The organism is Herbidospora mongoliensis (assembly GCF_001570545.1).
Taxonomy (GTDB): Bacteria; Actinomycetota; Actinomycetes; order Streptosporangiales; family Streptosporangiaceae; genus Herbidospora; species Herbidospora mongoliensis.
This window is the reverse complement of sequence record NZ_BBXD01000014.1, coordinates 300379-318913: the sequence shown is the minus strand read 5'-3', so window position 1 is coordinate 318913 and position 18535 is coordinate 300379. Positions and strand designations below refer to the sequence as shown.

At 71.1% G+C, this 18535-nt stretch carries 18 protein-coding genes; 13 read left to right on the top strand and 5 right to left on the bottom strand.

The window, feature by feature from the left end; all coding sequences use genetic code 11:
* Positions 1 to 999, top strand: a 999-nt coding sequence (locus tag AW272_RS20435) for a non-reducing end alpha-L-arabinofuranosidase family hydrolase (RefSeq protein WP_275527303.1), incomplete at its 5' end; no start/stop codon positions are given.
* Between the two features lie 148 nt (positions 1000 to 1147).
* Here the strand turns inward: AW272_RS20435 and AW272_RS20430 are convergent.
* A complete protein-coding gene (locus AW272_RS20430) occupies positions 1148 to 2236 on the bottom strand; it encodes a cellulose binding domain-containing protein (protein WP_083958498.1) in 1089 nt (362 codons plus the stop codon).
* 205 nt (positions 2237 to 2441) lie between these two features.
* On the opposite strand from AW272_RS20430, the gene AW272_RS20425 reads away from it, so the two are divergent.
* Both AW272_RS20425 and AW272_RS20420 read left to right on the top strand, forming a co-directional pair.
* Complete coding sequence (locus AW272_RS20425; RefSeq protein WP_066367471.1) at positions 2442 to 3341, top strand: ABC transporter ATP-binding protein; 900 nt, start codon at positions 2442 to 2444, stop codon at positions 3339 to 3341.
* Positions 3338 to 4114: an ABC transporter permease gene (locus AW272_RS20420; protein ID WP_066367468.1), complete on the top strand. Its 777-nt coding sequence runs from the start codon at positions 3338 to 3340 to the stop codon at positions 4112 to 4114. Before AW272_RS20425 ends, AW272_RS20420 begins: the two co-directional genes overlap by 4 nt.
* Before the next feature lie 26 nt (positions 4115 to 4140).
* Here AW272_RS20420 and AW272_RS20415 read toward each other — a convergent pair whose 3' ends face one another.
* The gene (locus AW272_RS20415; RefSeq protein ID WP_066367466.1) at positions 4141 to 4803 is read right to left on the bottom strand and encodes a TetR/AcrR family transcriptional regulator; all 663 of its coding nucleotides are present in this window, start codon (positions 4801 to 4803) and stop codon (positions 4141 to 4143) included.
* A 189-nt stretch (positions 4804 to 4992) separates the two neighbouring features.
* On the opposite strand from AW272_RS20415, the gene AW272_RS20410 reads away from it, so the two are divergent.
* The 10 genes from AW272_RS20410 (at position 4993) to AW272_RS20365 (ending at position 15941) form a co-directional block, all read left to right on the top strand.
* On the top strand, positions 4993 to 6549 hold the full coding sequence (locus tag AW272_RS20410) for an ABC transporter substrate-binding protein (RefSeq protein ID WP_066367465.1): 1557 nt from the start codon (positions 4993 to 4995) through the stop codon (positions 6547 to 6549).
* 4 nt (positions 6550 to 6553) lie between these two features.
* Entirely contained in the window at positions 6554 to 7501 is a 948-nt protein-coding gene (locus AW272_RS20405; RefSeq protein ID WP_066367464.1) for an ABC transporter permease, read from the top strand.
* Positions 7501 to 8343 (top strand): ABC transporter permease, encoded by an 843-nt coding sequence (locus tag AW272_RS20400; RefSeq protein WP_066367462.1) that lies wholly within the window; start codon positions 7501 to 7503, stop codon positions 8341 to 8343. The genes AW272_RS20405 and AW272_RS20400 overlap by 1 nt, the downstream gene beginning before the upstream one ends.
* Positions 8340 to 9344, top strand: a complete 1005-nt coding sequence (locus tag AW272_RS20395; protein WP_066367460.1) for an ABC transporter ATP-binding protein — start codon at positions 8340 to 8342, stop codon at positions 9342 to 9344. Before AW272_RS20400 ends, AW272_RS20395 begins: the two co-directional genes overlap by 4 nt.
* Positions 9341 to 10138: an ABC transporter ATP-binding protein gene (locus tag AW272_RS20390; RefSeq protein WP_083958497.1), complete on the top strand. Its 798-nt coding sequence runs from the start codon at positions 9341 to 9343 to the stop codon at positions 10136 to 10138. Before AW272_RS20395 ends, AW272_RS20390 begins: the two co-directional genes overlap by 4 nt.
* Positions 10135 to 10500 (top strand): cupin domain-containing protein, encoded by a 366-nt coding sequence (locus tag AW272_RS20385; protein ID WP_066367457.1) that lies wholly within the window; start codon positions 10135 to 10137, stop codon positions 10498 to 10500. Before AW272_RS20390 ends, AW272_RS20385 begins: the two co-directional genes overlap by 4 nt.
* A complete protein-coding gene (locus AW272_RS20380; protein ID WP_066367455.1) occupies positions 10497 to 12101 on the top strand; it encodes a N,N-dimethylformamidase beta subunit family domain-containing protein in 1605 nt (534 codons plus the stop codon). The genes AW272_RS20385 and AW272_RS20380 overlap by 4 nt, the downstream gene beginning before the upstream one ends.
* Entirely contained in the window at positions 12098 to 13072 is a 975-nt protein-coding gene (speB, locus tag AW272_RS20375) for an agmatinase (protein ID WP_066367453.1), read from the top strand. The genes AW272_RS20380 and speB overlap by 4 nt, the downstream gene beginning before the upstream one ends.
* 381 nt (positions 13073 to 13453) lie before the next feature.
* Positions 13454 to 14839, top strand: a complete 1386-nt coding sequence (locus tag AW272_RS20370; protein WP_066367451.1) for an extracellular catalytic domain type 1 short-chain-length polyhydroxyalkanoate depolymerase — start codon at positions 13454 to 13456, stop codon at positions 14837 to 14839.
* Positions 14840 to 14903: 64 nt separating this feature from the next.
* Entirely contained in the window at positions 14904 to 15941 is a 1038-nt protein-coding gene (locus AW272_RS20365) for an aldo/keto reductase (protein WP_066367450.1), read from the top strand.
* On the opposite strand, the gene AW272_RS20360 is transcribed toward AW272_RS20365, so the two are convergent.
* From AW272_RS20360 to AW272_RS20350, 3 genes are read right to left on the bottom strand one after another with little or no spacing between them, the layout of a single operon-like run.
* Positions 15914 to 16702, bottom strand: a complete 789-nt coding sequence (locus tag AW272_RS20360) for an IclR family transcriptional regulator (RefSeq protein ID WP_066367448.1) — start codon at positions 16700 to 16702, stop codon at positions 15914 to 15916. The genes AW272_RS20365 and AW272_RS20360 overlap by 28 nt on opposite strands.
* 25 nt (positions 16703 to 16727) lie before the next feature.
* Positions 16728 to 17474: an SDR family NAD(P)-dependent oxidoreductase gene (locus AW272_RS20355; protein ID WP_066367445.1), complete on the bottom strand. Its 747-nt coding sequence runs from the start codon at positions 17472 to 17474 to the stop codon at positions 16728 to 16730.
* Between the two features lie 28 nt (positions 17475 to 17502).
* A complete protein-coding gene (locus AW272_RS20350; protein WP_083958495.1) occupies positions 17503 to 18483 on the bottom strand; it encodes an alpha/beta hydrolase in 981 nt (326 codons plus the stop codon).
* Positions 18484 to 18535: the final 52 nt, after the last annotated feature.

Genomic DNA, 18535 nt, shown 5'->3' with positions numbered 1-18535 from the left:
CCGACACCCACCCCGACTCCGACACCCACCCCGACCCCAACGCCGACTCCCACGCCGACACCCAGTCCCACGCCGTCGCCGACGCCGACGTGCAACCTGCCCTCGACTTATCGGTGGACGTCGACCGGCGCGCTCGCGCAGCCGAGGTCGGGCTGGGTCTCACTGAAGGACTTCACCGTCGCCCCCTACAACGGCCAGCAGCTCGTCTACGCCACCACCCACGACTTCGGGTCGAGCTGGGGATCGATGAACTTCGGCCTGTTCAGCAACTACTCGCAGATGGGCTCGGCAAGCCAGAACGCGATGAACTCGGGCACCGTCGCCCCGTCGCTGTTCTACTTCGCACCCCGCAGCATCTGGGTGCTGGCCTACCAGTGGGGCGGCCCCGCCTTCTCCTACCGGACCTCCACCAACCCCACCAACCCCAACGGCTGGTCAGCCGCACAGACGCTGTTCTCGGGCAGCATCTCCAACTCCGGCACCGGCCCCATCGACCAGGCGGTCATCGGCGACGACCAGAACATGTACCTGTTCTTCGCCGGTGACAACGGCCGCATCTACCGGGCCAGCATGCCGATCGGCAACTTCCCCGGCAGCTTCGGCTCGAACTACACCACGATCATGACCGACTCGACCAACAACCTGTTCGAGGCCGTCCAGGTCTACAAGCTGGCCAACCAGAACCGCTGGCTCATGATCGTCGAGGCGATCGGTTCGCAGGGCCGCTACTTCCGGTCCTTCACCGCCACCAGCCTGGGCGGCTCGTGGACCCCGCAGGCCACCAGCGAGAGCAACCCCTTCGCCGGCAAGGCCAACAGCGGCGCGACCTGGACCAACGACATCAGCCACGGTGAGCTCCTGCGCACCAACGCCGACCAGACCATGACCGTCGACCCCTGCAACCTGCAGCTGCTCTACCAGGGGCGCAGCCCCAGCTCCAACGGCGTCGACTACGGCCTGTTGCCCTACCGCCCCGGCCTGCTGACGCTCCAGCGATGACGGCTTGACGAAGTTCCGCTCCAGGATTCCTGACCCGCACGGCGAAGGCGCAGGGTGAGCACGGCCCCGCCAAGTGATCAGGGCCCCACGTGGCGGGCTCGGCGAACGGCCGAGCCCGCCACTGTCATGCGGACAGCCCGGGTGCGGGTCAGGCCTTGATCGTGCACCTCAGTCCGTTGACGGTGAACGCCGTCGGCTTCGGGTTCTGGCCGGTGTGGGTCCCGTTGAAGCCCAGCGACACCGTCGAGCCCGCCCCGATCTGCGCGTTCCACGGCAGGTTGACCGCCGTCAGGTGCGCTCCCGACTGCGAGAACGTGGCGCTGTGGCCGGTGGTGTAGCGCTGGCCGGCGTCGGGGAAGTCGAATTCGAGGCGCCATCCGGCGATCGGCGACGTGCCGGTGTTCTTGATGCTCAGCCAGGCGGACATGCCGGTGTTCCAGGCCACGTCGTTGTAGGAGACCTCGCAGTCGCCCGCCGTCGGTGTGGGGCTGGGCGTGGGAGTCGGCGTGGGAGTCGGGGTGGGCAGGCCCGGCCGCGCCAGGATCGACGCCGGGGTCGCGGGCGCGCTCACGTTGCCCGCCGCGTCCTTGGCCACCACCGTATACGTGTAGCTCTGCCCCGTCACCATGCCGGTCTCGACGAAGAACGTGTTCAGCGCTCCCGTGCTGCCGACCTTGATCCAGCCACCGGCCGCCGCCTCGCGGTAGACGTCATAGCCGGTCACCGCCACGTTGTCGGTCGACCGGTCCCAGCAGAAGGCGGTGCCGGGGAAGTCGAAGACACACTGGTCGCGCAGGTTCTGCGGCCGGCTCGGCGGTTCCGTGTCGCCGGAAAGCGTCGGGGTGGGGGTGGGGGTGGGCGCCAGCCCGGTCGTCGCGACGAGCGTGATGAACGGCGAGGGCCCGCTCACGTTCCCGGACAGGTCCCGGGCGACCAGGTAGAAGGAGTAGGCCCGTCCCCTGACCAGCCCGGTGATCACGGTCGGGCTGCTGGTGGGCGAGGCGGCCTTGACGAAGCCGGTGGCCGTGAGCTGGTAGACGTCGTACCCCGCCACCGAACCGCCGTAGTCACTCGACGGTTGCCAGCAGATGCCGACGAGCCCGCCCTGCATGCCGGGCGGTGGGCAGGACGTCACTCCGCTGGGGCGGGTCGGCGGAGTGGTGTCGGCCGCGTGGGCCGGAGGAGTCGTACCGATCGCGAGCAGAACTCCAGCGATCAGAGCAAGCTTCAGTCTCATTCCCAGATGGTCCACCTGGGAAGTCGGCCGGGCCGGAATCCGTGCGGTCCGCCGGAGGAAGCCCAGGTGACCGATGAAACTCTCACCGTCACCGGAAGTTCAGGCCGTCGTGTGGACAACTCCCGGTCCGAAGATCTTGACTGGACTCGCGCGAAGGCGATTCCGATGTGTCCGGCTCCATCCTCCGTCTCAACGGGACTGGAAAATGATTGAGATCACCGGCTTGACCAAGCGCTACGGCCGCAGGACCGCGGTGGACGGACTGACGTTCACCGTCCGGCCCGGCCAGGTCACCGGCTTCCTCGGGCCCAACGGCGCGGGCAAGTCGACGACCATGCGGGCCATCCTCGGGCTGGACCGCCCGGACTCGGGCAGCGTGACGGTCGACGGCCGGGGTTACGCCGGCCTGTCCCGCCCGATGCGCGAGGTGGGCGCGCTGCTGGACGCCCGCGCGGTGCATCCCCGTCGCACGGCGCGCAACCACCTGCTGTGCATCGCCCAGACCAACGGCATCTCCGCCCCGCGGGTGGACGAGGTCCTGAGCCTGGTCGGTCTGGAGTCGGTGGCCCGCGACCGGGCCGGCGGCTTCTCCCTGGGCATGGGCCAGCGGCTCGGCATCGCGGTGGCGTTGCTCGGAGACCCGAAGGTGCTGTTGTTCGACGAGCCGGTCAACGGCCTGGATCCCGAGGGCATCAAATGGATCCGCGAACTGATGCGCGGCCTGGCCGCCGAGGGCCGCACGGTCCTGGTCTCCAGTCATCTCATGAGTGAGATGGCCCAGACGGCCGACCATCTCATCGTCATCGGCAGGGGCCGGCTGATCGCCGACGTCGGCGTCACCGAGTTCGTCCGGCAGGGCCAGAACGTCCTGGTCCGCGCCGACGAACCGGGGCCCCTCACCGCGCGCCTGGCGGAGGCGGGCGCCACCGTCACCGCGGGCGTCGACGGGGCCCTCATCGTCACCGGCATGGAGGCGAGGGAGATCGGCCGGGCCGCCCTGGACGCCGGAGTCGTCCTGACGGAACTGACACCTCAACGCTCTTTGGAGCAGGCGTACATGGATCTGACCCGCGACAGCGTCGAGTTCCAGACCAGCGCGGCATGAGCGCGGCCTTCGCGGACACGGTCCGCTCGGAGTGGACCAAGTTCCGCACGATCCCGGCCAACGTCCCCACTTTGCTGTCGGCCGTGGCGCTCATGGTCGGCGCGGGCGCCCTCACCGCCAACGGGGCCGCGGAGAACTACCGGGCGGGACACGCGCTGTTCGACGCCACCTACATCAGCATGTACGGCGGATTCCTGTTCGCCCAGATCACCGTCGGTGCGCTGGGCGTGCTGGTGGTGACCCACGAGTACGCGACCGGCCTGATCCGGACCAGCACCACCGTGGTGCCGCGGCGCGGCCGTCTCTTCGCGGCCAAGGTGGCCACGTACGGGCTGATCGCGCTGGCCATGGGATGGGTGTCCAGCTTCGGGGCCTACACGCTGGGGCAGACGGTGATCGCCGCCGGAGGCGCGCCGGCCGCCTCGTTCGCCGACCCGGGGGTGCTGCGGGCGGTCGTCGGGATGGGGCTGATCTGGGCGCTGGTCGGGCTGGTCGGGGTGGCGCTGGGGATCCTGCTGCGGGCCACCATGGCGGCCACGACCGTGCTGGTGGCGGTGAACTTCATCATCCCCGTCATCGGGCCCCGGCTGCTGCCGGACGCGGTGGGGGCGTGGGTGACGACGTACTGGCCCATCTCGGCAGGCCTTCAGATCACGACCACCGTCCAGGATCCCGGGCGGGTGGAGCCGTGGACGGGGCTGGGGGTGATGGCCGCGTTCACCGTGGTGCTGCTGGTGGCGGCCTTCGCCGTGTTCCGCTCGCGCGACACCTGAGGCGCGTCGCCCGCGGGCCGAAGTGATCAGCCCACCGGGCGGGGGACCGCCATGGTGCTGATGCCGGGGACCAGGGTGGCGGCCCGCGCCCGGACGTCGTCGAGCAGCCGGGCGTCGAGAAGGACGGCGCGCAGGACGAAGTCGGCCACGTCCAGGGCGCGGGCGGCGGGCGTGCCGGAAGGGGCGGCGCCGCGCTCCCGGACCACCTCCAGCAGGAGGCCGGTGATCGCGTGCTGGACGAAACCGGTGTCAAAGGGGACGAGTTCGCCGCCGCCGATGCCCGTTTCGATGAGTTCGCGGGTCAGGTCGTGGATCTCCGCCCGCCGCTGGGCCTGTTCGGCCAGCTCGGGGGCGCGCAGCACGTCGTCGTTGTAGAGCCCGCGCACGTCGTAGGGCAGCGACAGGATCGCGGCGACGTCCACCTGCAGGTAGGCGTGCAGCCGGGCGGCCACCGGGCCGGGCAGGTCCAGGGCGGCGCGGACGCGTGCCCGCGCGGGGACGAGGTCGGCGTCGAGCAGCGCGGCCAGGATGAGGTGCTTGGTCGCGAAATGGCTGTAGATCGAGGGCTGGCGCATCCCGACCTTGTCGGCGATGTCGCGGGTGGACGTGCCGTGGTAGCCGCGCTCGGCGAACAGCCGCGACGCCTCCACGAGGATCCGGTCTCTGGTGGCTCCGCCGCCTCGGGTCATGTGCGCATCATGGCGGTCCTCCGGGGGGTGTGACGTCAGGTAGCTTAACCAGGGTTTTTAGGACATCCGAAATTAATATTTGCCTAACACCCAAAGTCTTGTGTCCTTAGCCTATCGGTCGATAGCTTGGCGCCGGAAGTCAGCCCGGGGTCTCCTCCGTACGAGGCCGCGCATGTCTTGGAGGCTGCGATGAACAAATGGACCAAGCCGGCCGCCGCCATAGCCGCCGTCGCGCTGGTCGCCGGCTGCGGCTCAGGAACCGGCACCGGTACCGGCGGCTCCGGCACCGGAGCCGTCAAGGCGAGCAACGATCTCGTCATCGGCCGGACCGTCGCCGTCGACGGCATGTCCGGGGACTCCTGCTACGGCGCGGGGTCGATCTCGACGATGCCGATGATCTACGGCAACCTACTCACCAACAAGCCGGACGGCTCGGGCGTGCAGCCCGGCATCGCCGCCTCCTACGACTACGACGCCACCGCCCGCACCTACACCTTCCACCTGCGCGAGGACGCCGGCTTCAGCAACGGCTCCCCCGTCACCGGCGCCGACGTCGCCTTCTCCTTCGAGCAGTGGCGCGACGGCAAGACCAGCGGCGCCTACTACGACATGATCAAGAGCGCCGAGGCCACCGACGCGCACACCGTCGTGGTCCACCTCACCCGCGCCGACACCTTCCTGCCCGCGCTGCTGACCTGGTGCACCTCGACGGTCTACCCCGACCGCTACGCCGGGATGACACCCGAGCAGTTCTTCGCCAAGCCGATCGGCGCGGGCCCGTTCACGTTCGCCTCCTGGCAGAACCCCGGCCCCTCCGAAACCATCACGCTGAAGAAGAACCCCCACTACTACGACGCCGCCAAGGGCCAGCCGTCCATCGACACGGTGGTCGTCAAGACCTCCGCCGACGCCTCCCAGCAGATGCTGGCCTTCCAGGGCGGCCAGCTCGACCTGATCGAGGGGCTCACCGCCGACGAGGGCAACCAGCTCACCACCGAGCAGGCGCGCATCCCGAAGCCGAGCCAGGCCAGGGACCTCATGCTCAACAGCAAGCGCCCGGCGCTGGCCGACGTCAACCTGCGCAAGGCCATCTCCGCCGCGATCGACCGTAACGCGCTGGCCAGCGTGCAGCAGGGCTACGTGGTGCCGGCCGAGGGCATCCTGCCGATCAACGTGCCCAACTCGGTGCCGCCCACCGAGCCGTACACCTATGACCTGGCCGCCGCCAAGGCGCTCATGGCTCAGCGCGCCGACCAGAAGCCGGTCACGCTCACCCTCGGCTTCGAGGGCAGCAGTTCGACGGTCAAGACCATGGTCCAGCTGATCCGCGACCAGCTCGCCCAGATCGGCGTCGAGGTCACGCTCAAGCCCAGCGACAGCGCCACGGTCTATTCCCAGGGCAGCAGCGGCGACTTCGACATGCTCATCAGCGACCCCTCGGCGATCTCGCCCACGGTGTTCGACCCGATCAGCTTCGTCCTGACCGCCTGGTACCCCTGGACCGGCGCCGACACCGCGCTGATGAAGGACAAGTTCACCGTCGGCACCTCCTCCACCGACGACGCCGTCAAGGACGCGGCCGTGCGGGCCATCCAGGACGACGCCCGGGCGCAGTCCACGGTGATCGGCCTGGTCAACATGTCGACGGCGTTCGCGGTCGCCGACTACGTCGAGGGCTTCACCGCCACGCCGTTCCTGTCCTACGACGCCGCCGCGATCCGGATCCGGATCCGGACCGGGTCGTGATGCGATGACCGGCCGCGGGCGGTTCCGGTTCGTCGGCAAGCGGTTGCTGCAGGCGATCCCGCTGACCCTGGTGCTGCTTCTCCTCGTCTTCGCCATGCTCAAGGTGGTCCCCGGCGACCCTGCCCTGCAGGTGGCCGGGCCCCGGGCGAGCGCCGCGACGCTGGAGGCGATCCGGGTCCATCTGGGCCTCGACCAGCCGGTGTGGCTCCAGTTCGTCCACTACCTCGGCCGGGTCGTGACCGGCGATCTCGGCACCACCGCGACGGGCTCGACGAAGGTCAGCACGCTGATCGCGTCGGGCACGCCGGTGACGCTGGTGCTGCTGGCCGTCAGCACGGTCTTCACCGTTCTCATCGCCGGCGCGACGGCCCTGCTCGCCGCCCGTCGTCCCGACGGCCTGGCCGACCGGCTGATCAACGTGGTGGCCGCCTTCGGCGTCGGCGTCCCGACCTTCTGGCTGGGGATCGTCCTGCTGGCCGGCGTGGCGCTGCCGACTGGAGCGTTCCCGATCGGTGGCTGGGGCGACACCCCCGCCACGGTGCTGCGCGCCGCGGTGCTACCGGCTCTCGCCCTCAGCGTCTCGGTCGCGCCGGTGCTGATGGCGAGCCTGCGCAGCGGCATCGTGGAGGCACGGCGTTCGGAATACCACGCCGCCGCGCAGGCCGCCGGGGTGCGGGGGTGGACGCTGACCCGCAGGTTCGTGCTGCGCAACGCCGCCGTGCCGCCGGTCTCGCTGCTGGCCGCCCTCACGACCCTGCTGCTGTCGGGCGCCGTCGTCGTGGAGTCCACCTTCGGGCTGCCGGGGCTCGGGCTGAGCCTGACCCAGGCGGCGCAGAACCGTGACTTCAACGTCATCCAGGGCCTGACCCTCGTCTTCTCCCTGGCCGTCGTGGCGGTCAACCTGGTCGGCGACGTCTTGGTCGCCCTCCTCGACCCGCGCGTGGAGGTGTGATGGTCGCCCTCGTCCAGGTTCCCGGGCGCCGCCGGGTCCGGCGCGGCTCCGGTTCCGCACCGCTGCTGACCGGCGCGGTGCTGCTGGCTCTCCTGCTGGCCGCGAGCTTCGCCGCCGGCCCGCTGACCGGCCACGATCCCGCACTCACCGACCTGACCGCCCGGTTCCGCCCGCCCACCGCCGAGCATTGGTTCGGCACCGACCAGCTCGGCCGCGACGTCTTCGCCCGGGTCCTGGTCGCGGCCGGCACCGACCTCCCGCTGGCCCTGCTCGGCGCCGTCATACCGGCCTTGATCGGGATCGTGCTCGGCGCCCTCGCCGGGTATGCCCGGGGCTGGCTCGGCACCGCGGTCATGCGGCTGGCCGACCTGATCCAGGCGTTCCCGTCCTACATCCTGCTGATCGTCCTGGTCTTCCTGCTCGGGCCGGGCGGTGGCTCGTTCCTGGTGGGGGCCGCGGTGGGCGCGTGGGTCACCTACGCCCGGCTCGTCCGCGGGGTGGTGCTGCGGCTGCGGGAACTCGACTACGTGCGGGCGGCCCAGGCCGCCGGGCTCGGGCACACCCGGGTCCTGCTGCGGCACGTCCTGCCCAACGCCCTGCCGCAGGCCGTGGTCTACGCGGCCTCCGACATCGTGCTCGCGCTGAGCTATCTCGCGGCGCTGTCCTACCTCGGCCTGGGCATCCAGGCGCCGGGGATCGAGTGGGGGCAGATGATCGCCGAAGGACAGCCCTTCCTGCGCAACCAGTGGTGGGTGTCGGTGATGCCCGGACTGGCGATCATCCTCGTCGGCGTCGCCGTACGGCTCATCGCCGGCGGCCTTGAGCGGAGGCTGCAGCGATGACCACCCTGTTGCGGATCAGCGACCTCGTCCTGGAGACCGGCTCGGCCGAGGCTCCGCTGCGGCCGGTGTCCCACGTCGGCTTCGAGGTCTCCCACGGCGAGGCGTTCGGCCTGGTCGGCGAGTCGGGTTCGGGCAAGAGCCTGACCCTGCGCGCCGTGACCGGCCTGCTGCCCGAGGGTGTACGCCAGGCCGGCGGCACCCTTGAGCTGGAGCGCGACGGCGTGCTGCGGCCCTACCGCTTCGCCGAGGCGCGCGGCCGGGGCATCGGCATGATCTTCCAGGAGCCGATGACCGCGCTCAACCCCACCATGCGGGTCGGCGACCTGGTCACCGCCGGGCCACGCGCCCGATACGGCTGGAGCCGCGGTACCGCCCGCAGCCGCGCGCTGGACCTGCTCGCCGAGGTCGGCATGCCCGACCCGAAGGCGCAGGCCCGGATGTGGCCGCACCAGCTCTCCGGCGGGCTCCGGCAGCGCGTCATGATCGCGATGGCGCTGGCCACCGAGCCGTCGGTGCTGCTGTGCGACGAGCCGACCACCGCGCTGGACGTCGCCGTCCAGGACCAGATCCTGCGGCTGCTGCACCGCATCCGCGTCGAGCGCGGGCTGGCGATCGTGTTCGTCACCCACGACCTGGGGGTCGTCCGGCGGCTGTGCGACCGCGTCGCGGTGATGTACGCCGGTCAGGTGGTCGAGACGGGCCGGGTCGACGACGTCTTCACCCGGCCGACCCACCCGTACAGCGCGGGCCTGCTGCGCTCCATGCCGACGCCGGACACCCCCAGGGACCGGCCGCTCGCGGCCATCCCCGGCGGTCAGCCCGGGGCGGGAGAGCGGCCGGAGGGCTGCCGGTTCGCCCCCCGGTGCGCGCACGCCCTGCCCGCCTGCGCCGGACTGGAGCACGCCCTGGCCCCGGTCCTCGGCTCGCCGTCCAGGAGCGCCTGCCTGCGGGTGGCGGACCTCGGCGGGCCGCCGCTGGACAGAAAGGCCCTGATCGTATGAGCGCCGCACCGCTGCTTCAGGTGGACGACATCGTGGTGAACTACCGGTCCGGGCCGTCTGCCGTGGATCACGTCAGCCTGGCCATTCCGCGTGGCCGGACCCTGGGCCTGGTCGGACAGTCGGGATGCGGCAAGTCGAGCCTGGCACGGGTCATCGCGGGGCTCGCTGTGCCCGCCTCGGGCACCGTCCGCCTCGGCGGCGCGGTGCTGCCCACGCCGCGCGGCCGGGCCGACGCCACCCGGATCCAGATGGTCTTCCAGGACCCCGGCTCGGCGCTGAACCCGATGCACACCGTCCGGCGGACCCTGACCGAACTGCTGCTGGTGCACCGCCGGGCCCCCGACCGGCGCGCAGCCACGGACCGCGCCGTCGAACTGCTGGAGCTGGTCGGCCTGGGCGCGAACGTCCTGGACGCCCGCCCGCGCGGCCTGTCCGGCGGACAGCGGCAGCGGGTGGGCATCGCCCGCGCGCTCGCCGTCGAACCCGAGGTGCTCATCGCCGACGAGGCGGTCTCCGCCCTGGACGTCTCCGTCCAGGCGGCCGTGCTCAACACCCTGCGCGACCTCGGCTCCCGGCTCGACCTGACCATGCTCTTCATCTCGCACGACCTGGCCGTGACGCGCTACGTCGCCGACGAACTCGCGGTCATGCACCGCGGCGAGATCGTCGAACGCGGCCTGCCCGACGACGTGCTGCGCAATCCACAACACGAGTACACCCGATCGCTGGTCGCGGCCACGCCGCGCATGGACGGCCCGGCACTGTCCGCGGCTGAGGAGGCACGTCCGCTATGACAGTTCTCGACGTCCAGACGATCTCCAAGAGGGACGGCGTGACCGTGGTCCCGCCCCCGACCGACTACGCCGAGGTCTCCCCCGGCTGGCGCGAGGTCGAGCACCGGGCCCACCTGGAGGTCCCCGGCGCGCTGGCCGGAGCCTGGGAGGGCACCCCCGGCTCGGTGCGCATCCCGCACTGGCCGTATCACGAGGTCTGCGTCCTGCTGCGCGGACGGGTGGCGATCGAGGACACCCAAGGCGGCCGGCGCGAGTTCGGGGCCGGGGAGTCGTTCCTGGTCCCGGCCGGGTTCGACGGCTGGTGGCACACCCTCGAAGCCACCGAGAAGATCTTCGTCGGAATCCCGGAGAGTGCAGAATGAGCGGAACCTACCCCACCCCGCGCAACGCCTGGTCGCCCGACGGCTGGCCGTCCCCGCGACCGACCGGCGAGGGGCTGGAGGCCTGGTGCTACACCGACCGCTTCTCCTACCACCCGGGCGAGACCGTGGCGGTCTCCGCGTACACCACGGCCGACCGCTACTCCCTCACCGTGATCCGCGACGGCGCGCACCCCGAAGTCGTGCACACGCATACCGACCTGCCGGGCACCACGCCGGACACGCCGCAGGACGCCTACGCCGAGGGGTGCGGCTGGCCGGTCACCGCCCGCATCACGATCCCGGGCGATTGGCCGTCGGCGATGTACCTGCTGGTCATCCGAGCCGAACTGGACGGCAAGGTCATCGAGAACGAGCACTTCTTCGTGGTCCGCTCCGCCGACCCCGGCCGGCGCACCCCGTACGCGCTCGTCCTGAGCACCAGCACGCTGATCTCCTACAACGACTGGGGCGGCGCCAACGCCTACCGAGGCCTCGGCGACGACCCGGCCGTGGACGTCTTCTCGCCCCGGCTCTCGATGCACCGCCCGCTGTCGCGCGGGTTCCTGCGCAAGCCGCCGGGGGCCCCGCGCAACCGGTACGAGGAGCACGTGCCGCCGTTCTGGGAACCGCGCTATCCGGTGTACGAGTGGGCGCGGCTGCGCGACTACGGCCGTCACCACGCCGACGCGTTCTGGGCCACCTACGAGCGGCCCTTCGCCGTCTGGGCCGAGCAGCAGGGCTACGACCTGGACTACCTCACCCAGAACGACCTGGACCGCGACCCCGCCGCCCTCGACGGCTACCAGTGCGCGATCCTGGTCGGCCACGACGAATACTGGTCGTGGAAGATGCGCGACGCGATCGACAAGCTGGTCGGCCGAGGCGGCAACGTCGCCCGGTTCGGCGCCAACTTCGCCTGGCAGGTCCGCATGGAGGGCGCCACCCAGGTCTGCCACAAGTACGTACCGGAAGACGACCCGATCTTCGGCACCGCCGACCGGCACCTGGTCACCCTGAACTGGGACCACCCCCTCATCGGCCGCCCCGGCGCGGCCACCATGGGCCTGACCGGATTCGCCGGGGTGTACGCCGGCTACGGCGCCTCGGCCCCGCGCGGGCACGGCGGCCTGCAGGTCTACCGGCCCGAGCACTGGACGCTGGCCGGCACCGACCTCTACTACGGCGACCTCCTCGGCGGGCACCCCGCCCGGATCGCCACCTTCGAGGTCGACGGCTGCGCCCATGTCGTCCAGGACGGCCTGCCCTTCGCCACCGGAGCGGACGGCGCCCCCGGCAACCTGGAGATCATCGCGATGGGACCCGCCGTCCGCTACGAGGAAGACCACTTCGGCGGCACGGTGCCGCTCGGCGACCCCGGATCGGCGGCGATCGAGGAGTACCGCGACTCCCAGTGGGTCGAGCGGGAGGACGGCAGCAGGCGGCCGACCTACGGCTCGGCCATGATGGCCACCTTCACCCGGGGCGACGGGACCGTTTTCAACTCCGGCACCTCCGAATGGGTGGCGGGCCTGATCCACCGCGACTGGTTCGTCGAGCACGTCACCCGCACCGTCCTGGACCGGCTGGGCGGGACCGCGTGACTCCGGACACCTCCGCGCTCGCCCAGCCCCGTTCCGCACCGGGCGGCCCCGTCGACGCGACGGTCGTCCCGCGCTACGCGGGCGAGAACACCTTCGCCCGGCTGCCGCGGCTGCAGGACCAGCCCGGCGCCGACACCGTCATCTGGGGCGTCCCCTTCGACACCGGGGTCAGCTACCGGCCCGGGGCGCGGTTCGGCCCCGGGCACATCCGGCAGTCGTCGCGGCTGCTGCGCCCCTACAACCCGGCGCTCGACACCGCGCCGTTCGCCACCCGGCTCGTGGCCGACGCCGGAGACGTCGGGGTCAACCCCTTCGACATCGGCAGCGCGCTCGCGACGATCCAGCGGGCCGCCGACGAACTCGCCGGCACCGGCCGCAACCTGATCACCCTCGGCGGGGACCACACGATCGCCCTGCCGCTGCTGCGCGTCCACCACGAGCGGTACGGGCCGATCGCCGTCCTGCACTTCGACGCCCACCTCGACACCTGGGACACCTACTTCGGCTCGCCGTACACTCACGGCACCCCCTTCCGGCGGGCCGCGGAGGAAGGGCTGATCGACCACGCGCACTCGATGCACGTGGGCCTGCGCGGCCCGCTGTACTCGCGCCTGGACCTGGACGAAAGCGAGCGGCTGGGCTTCGCCGCCGTACACGCCCGGGACTTCGCCCGGCGGTCCCTGGACGAGATCATCGAGCGCGTCCGGACCCGGCTGCGGGACCGGCCGGTCTACGTCTCGCTCGACATCGACGTCCTGGACCCCGCGTACGCGCCCGGAACCGGCACGCCCGAGGCAGGCGGCATCAGCAGCCGCGAACTGCTGGAGGTCCTGCGCGGGCTCGACGGCCTGCACGTGGTGGGAGCCGACCTGGTCGAGGTCAGCCCCGCCTACGACCACGCCGAACTCACCGGCATCGCCGCCGCCCACGCCCTGTACGAGCTGATCAGCGTGCTGCCGACGGCGAGGTGACCCGTCGGCCTCATAAGCAGGCTTATCCACCGGCCCTCGCACCCGCGTCCAGAGCTGAAACCGCAGTACCGGAAGCTGAGCCAGCCCGACCAGGTCACTCCAGACTCCCGATGAGTATGAAACTTTCACCCCTGCGCATGAGGGCCGTGCCTGCCAGCGGCGCCTGGCCGCGAGACCCGCGCCGGCGAGCTCTCCCCGTCTGCCTGTCGAAACGCCGAACCATCGCCTCGTCGACCGCGCATGATCATCGCCACCCGGCACGGACGCGGAACCACGCCTCGTTGACAGCGGAAAAGCGGCTCCTAGCCTGAGGTCGTCACCGACAGGAGACAGCGCGCCCCCGCCGAACTGTCGCGGCCGGAAGGAAGACTAGTGAGACGCATGAGCAGAGCGGTGCTGGCGGCCCTCGTCCTGTGCCTGACCTCCGCAGGAACCCTCATCGGATTACCGTCGGCCTCCGCCGCGGCCCTGACCCAGGTGACGAATTTCGGGACCAACCCCACAAACCTCAACATGTACATCTACGTGCCGGACCGGGTCGCGGCCCAGCCGGCGCTGCTGGTGCTGACCCACTACTGCGGTGGGTCGGCGGGCGCCATCTTCAACGGCAACGGGCGCGACTACGTGACCGCGGCCGACAGGTACGGATACGTCATCGTGGTGCCGGAGGTCACCCGTACCGAAAAATGCTTCGACGTGTCCACCTCCAACGCGCTGCGGCGCGACGGCGGCGGCGACTCCACCGGTGTCATGGCGATGGTCGCCTGGGCGCGACAGCGCCACAACATCGATCCGGCGCGGATCGTGGTCAGCGGGTTCTCCTCGGGAGCGATGATGGCCAACGTCCTGGCCGCCCAGTATCCGGACGTGTTCTCCGCCGCCTCGGCGTTCTCGGGGGTCCCCGCGGGGTGTTTCGCGACCACGAACGGGTCGCTGTGGAACAGCCAGTGCTCGGGCGGGCAGCTGATCAAGACGGCGCAGCAGTGGGGTGACCAGGCCCGGGCGATGTACTCGGGATACAGCGGCCGCCGGCCTCGGATGCAGCTGTGGCACGGCACCACGGACACGACGCTCCACTACAACAACTTCGGTGAAGAGATCAAGCAGTGGACGAACCTGCACGGGCTGAGCCAGACCCCGGCGTACACCGACCAGCCCCAGTCGAACTGGACCCGGACCAGGTACGGCGCCACCTCGGCCCAGGCCACGGTGGAGGGGATCAGCATCAGCGGCATCGGCCACCAGCTCCCGATGAGCGGCCAGCTCGCCTACGCCATCACCTTCCTCGGCCTGGACGGCGGCGGCACCCCCTCGCCTTCCCCGTCGCCCTCCCCCTCCCCCTCGCCCTCGTCCTCCCCGTCCCCGTCTCCGTCGACCGGCACGAGCGGCGCCCTGAAGGGCGTCGCATCGGGACGTTGCCTGGACGTGAGCGGCGCCTCGCAGTCCAACGGCGCGGTCATCCAGATCTGGGACTGCAACGGGCGGTCCAACCAGCAGTGGACCTCCACCGGTTCCAGTGAGCTGCGGGTCTACGGCGGCAAGTGCCTGGACGTGTCCGGCGCGGGCACCGCGGACGGCACCGCGGTGAGCATCTGGGACTGCAACGGCCAGAACAACCAGAAGTGGCGGCTGAACTCCGACGGCTCCATCACCGCAGTCGGGGCCGGCAAATGCCTGGACGTGGTCGGGTACGGAACCGCCAACGGCTCCAGGGTGCACATCTGGACCTGCCACGGCGGCACCAACCAGAAGTGGACCCGCTCGTAGCACTGTGCCGTTCTGCGGCACGACGCGTTGAGCGGGGTGTCGACCGCCTGGTTGTGTCGGATCCATGACGGAGAACAACGACCAGGTGCACGCCCGCGTCACGCTGGGACACTCGGACATCAGCATGCGTCCGATCGGGCTCGGCTGCATGACCATGTCCCAGTCCTACGGAGACGCCGACCGCGACGACAGCGTCGCGGTCCTGCGCGAGGCGATCGACCTCGGTGTGGGCATGTTCGACACAGCGGATGTCTACGGCGCGGCCGATGCCGCCTTCGGCGCGCCAACCAAGGGCTTCGGGCACAACGAGGAACTGATCGGGGAAGCGCTCGCGGGCCGTCGCGACGAGGTCGTCATCGCCACCAAGTTCGCCGTGCGGATGGGCGACCAGGGCGAGATCGGCCTCGTCGGCGACCCGGCCTACGTGGCCCAGGCCTGCGAGGCCAGCCTGCGGCGGCTGCGCACCGATCACATCGACCTGTACTACTGCCACCGGCAGGACCCGTCGGTCCCGATCGAGGAGACCGTCGGCGCGATGGGCGAGCTGGTCACCCAGGGTAAGGTGCGGGCGATCGGGCACTGTGAGCTGCCGGTCGACCAGTTGCGGCGCGCCCACGCCACCTTCCCTCTGTCCGCGCTGCAGAGCGAGTACTCGCTGTGGGAGCGATCGGTCGAGGACGACGGAGTGGTGGCGGCCTGCCGGGAACTCGGTATCACGCTGGTCCCCTACAGTCCGCTCGGCCGCGCGATGCTGACCGGGCGGATCAACCGCGACCAGGTCTTCGCCGCCACCGACTTCCGCTCACTCCTGCCGCGATTCCGGGGAGAGAACCTGGACCACAACATCGGCCTGGTCGACGCCCTGGAGAAGTTCAGCGCGGCGAAGGGCGCCACCCCCGGCCAGGTCGCGCTGGCGTGGCTGCTGGCCCAGCCGCTCGACGTCATCCCGATTCCCGGGACGAAGCGCGTGCGGTATCTGCGCGAGAACACGGCGGCGACCGACGTCGCTTTGAGCGCGGACGAGGTCGCGCGGCTGGGCGCCCTCTTCCACCCGGCCCACGTGCGGGGCGGGCGTCACCCCGCCCCTGAGGACGGCCGCTGAGCCAGCGCCCGACGCAGCGCCGGGGCGGCGGCCGCTCCGGCGCCGCGCACGTGTTCGGCGTAGCGGGTCGCGGCCGGGTCGGAGCTCGCGTAGGTGATCGACAACGCCGCGGCGATCTCGCCCCCGGGGCCGCGCAGCGGAACGGCCACGGCGCTGACGCCGACGCGGGCCTCGTCGGCGTCGAACGCGATCCCGTTCGAGCGGATCGCGGTCAGCTCGGCCAGCAGAGCCGACGGGTCTGTCGCGGTGCGCGGGGTGAAGGCCCGCAGAGGGGCGGCAAGCAGGATGTTCGCGGCGTCGCCGTCGTAGGCGAGCAGCACCTTGCCGATCGCGACGCCGTGTGCGGCGAACCGGTCACCCGGGCAGGGACGGGCCGGCGCCTGCCGGTGCCCGAAGACCTTGGTCAGGTAGACGACCTCGGGTCCGTCCAGCATCGCCACGTGGACCGTCTGCCCGGTGAGGGCGAAGAGATCGGCGACGTAGGGGACGAGCGCGTCACGGACGGCCTCGGGCCGAGGTCCCAGCGAGTCGCGGCCGAGCCGGCGCAGCATCGTCCCGATGCGATATCCGGCACCGACCCGGTCGACCATCCCGGCGCGTTCGAGCGCGCCCAGCACCCGGAACGCCGTGGACTTGCTCAGACCGGTGCGTCGGGCCAGCTCGCTCACCCCGACCCCGATCTGCTCGCCCTGGAGCGCGGCGAGCAGATCGGCCGCCTTGTCGATGACGGCCCGCTCATCACGCTGGGTCGTTCTCGCCATAGTCGTCCCCCAACCTGGTGGCGACTCATACGACCGTACGGCCACCGCTGACGGAGATTACCTCCCCCGTGACGAAGCGAGCCTCATCGCCGACCAGGAACGCGATCACGGCGGCGATGTCTCCCGGGTCGGCGACGAAACCCAGCGGGGCCTGCTCGGCCAGCTGCCGCAGCCCGTCTCCCAGGGCCTCGGATCCCGGCGTGCGGGTCGGGCCGGGGCTCACCGAGTTCACCCGCACTCCGGCCGGGCCGAACTCGGCCGCCCAGCTCTTGGTGAGCAGGTCGAGCGCCGCCTTGCTCGCTCCGTAGACCCCCAGGCCGGGGAGGGCGCGTTCGGCCGCCAGCGTGGACACGTTGACGATCGCGCCGCCGCCGCGTGCGGCCATCGCGGGCGCCAGGTTCGCGACCAGGTAGAACGGCGCCTTCAGGTTCGTCGACAGGACTCTGTCGAAGATCGACTCCTCGGTGCCGGCCGTCGGCCCGCCGGCCCCGATCGCGGCGTTGTTCACCAGGATGTCCAGAGATCCGCCGGCGGCCTCGGCGAATTCGGTGGCCCTGGCTGCGAGTTCCGCCGCGGCCCCCGCCTCCGACAGATCGGCGTCGATGAACTGGGCGGTCCCTCCTCCGGCGCGGATCTGTTCCACCACTTCCCCGCCCCGCCGGGCATCGCGGCCGGAGACCACGACACGGGTGCCGTCCTGGGCGAGCTTGAGCGCGGTGGCGCGCCCGATTCCGCTCGTCGAGCCGGTGACGAGGGCTGTCTTGGTTCTCATGGGTATCTCCTTGTGTCAGTGGTTCCGGTCACAGGCTCTGGAGGAAGGCCACGCGGTCCGCGAAAGCTTTTCCGGCCAGGCGGGAGCCGGGTGCGAACTGGTCGAAGCCGTGGAAGGCGCCGGGGCGTACCGACAGGTTCACCGCCACACCGTGCTCCATGAGCCGCGTCGCGTAGGCGACGGTCTCGGCGCAGAAGAGATCCAGTTGCCCGACCTCGAGGTAGGCCGCCGGCAGGCCGCGCAGCGACCCGGCCCGGGCGACCGAAGCGGACGCGGGCACATCGTCGGTGCCGTACCTGTCGCCGAGGTAGGCCCGCCAGTCGGTGACGTTGTCATCGGCCGACCAGGTCAGGAACGGCGCGACATCCCCCGCGGCCCGCGCGGTGCGGTCGTCGAGCATGGGGTAGACGAGGATCTGGGCGGCCAGCGGCCCGATCGCCCGCTCGTGGCAGGCGAGCGCCGTCGCCGCCGCGAGGCCACCACCGGCGGAGTCGCCCATGATCGCGACGCGGGCGCCGGGAACGCGCTCCCGGGCATGTCCGATCGTCCACCGAACCGCCGCGACGCAGTCTTCGAGAGCCGCCGGAAAAGGCGATTCGGGCGCCAGGCGGTAGTCGACCGCGATGACCGCGACGCCGGCTTCCGAGGCGTAGCGGCGGCAGACATGGTCGTATCCGTCGATGCTCCCGGCGATGAGACCACCGCCGTGCAGGTAGACGACCAGGACGCCCGGTACGTCCGACGGCTTGTACAGGCGCAGCGGGACGGTATGCCCGTCCGATGCCGACACGGTGAAGTCGACCACTTCGGCGCCGTCTTCGGGCGCGGCGGCGGCGAGCGCGGCGTAGAGGCCGTCGATGGTCGCCCGCCGGGTCCGCCAGTCGCCGACGGCTGGTGGCGAGGGTGGGATGGCGGCCGCGAGCGCGGCGACCGGCCCGGCGAGTTCGTCGTCGATGCTGAGCACGGTTCCTCCGATGTCGTCGGATTCGGTGGCCGTCCACCGATTCACATCGGCACACTATCTGATGCGTGCGCACGCACCCAAATCGAGAGGCACGTAT

Bases quoted from the DNA above. Each gene is read 5' to 3' on its own strand.
- AW272_RS20425 (WP_066367471.1), top strand. From the start codon at position 2,442: ATGATTGAGATCACCGGCTTGACCAAGCGCTACGGCCGCAGGACCGCG.
- AW272_RS20380 (WP_066367455.1), top strand. From the start codon at position 10,497: ATGAGCGGAACCTACCCCACCCCGCGCAACGCCTGGTCGCCCGACGGC.
- AW272_RS20355 (WP_066367445.1), bottom strand. From the start codon at position 17,474: ATGAGAACCAAGACAGCCCTCGTCACCGGCTCGACGAGCGGAATCGGG.
- AW272_RS20360 (WP_066367448.1), bottom strand. From the start codon at position 16,702: ATGGCGAGAACGACCCAGCGTGATGAGCGGGCCGTCATCGACAAGGCG.
- AW272_RS20365 (WP_066367450.1), top strand. From the start codon at position 14,904: ATGACGGAGAACAACGACCAGGTGCACGCCCGCGTCACGCTGGGACAC.
- AW272_RS20405 (WP_066367464.1), top strand. From the start codon at position 6,554: ATGACCGGCCGCGGGCGGTTCCGGTTCGTCGGCAAGCGGTTGCTGCAG.
- AW272_RS20385 (WP_066367457.1), top strand. From the start codon at position 10,135: ATGACAGTTCTCGACGTCCAGACGATCTCCAAGAGGGACGGCGTGACC.
- AW272_RS20370 (WP_066367451.1), top strand. From the start codon at position 13,454: ATGAGCAGAGCGGTGCTGGCGGCCCTCGTCCTGTGCCTGACCTCCGCA.
- AW272_RS20410 (WP_066367465.1), top strand. From the start codon at position 4,993: ATGAACAAATGGACCAAGCCGGCCGCCGCCATAGCCGCCGTCGCGCTG.
- AW272_RS20390 (WP_083958497.1), top strand. From the start codon at position 9,341: ATGAGCGCCGCACCGCTGCTTCAGGTGGACGACATCGTGGTGAACTAC.
- AW272_RS20395 (WP_066367460.1), top strand. From the start codon at position 8,340: ATGACCACCCTGTTGCGGATCAGCGACCTCGTCCTGGAGACCGGCTCG.
- AW272_RS20400 (WP_066367462.1), top strand. From the start codon at position 7,501: ATGGTCGCCCTCGTCCAGGTTCCCGGGCGCCGCCGGGTCCGGCGCGGC.
- AW272_RS20420 (WP_066367468.1), top strand. From the start codon at position 3,338: ATGAGCGCGGCCTTCGCGGACACGGTCCGCTCGGAGTGGACCAAGTTC.
- AW272_RS20415 (WP_066367466.1), bottom strand. From the start codon at position 4,803: ATGACCCGAGGCGGCGGAGCCACCAGAGACCGGATCCTCGTGGAGGCG.
- AW272_RS20430 (WP_083958498.1), bottom strand. From the start codon at position 2,236: ATGAGACTGAAGCTTGCTCTGATCGCTGGAGTTCTGCTCGCGATCGGT.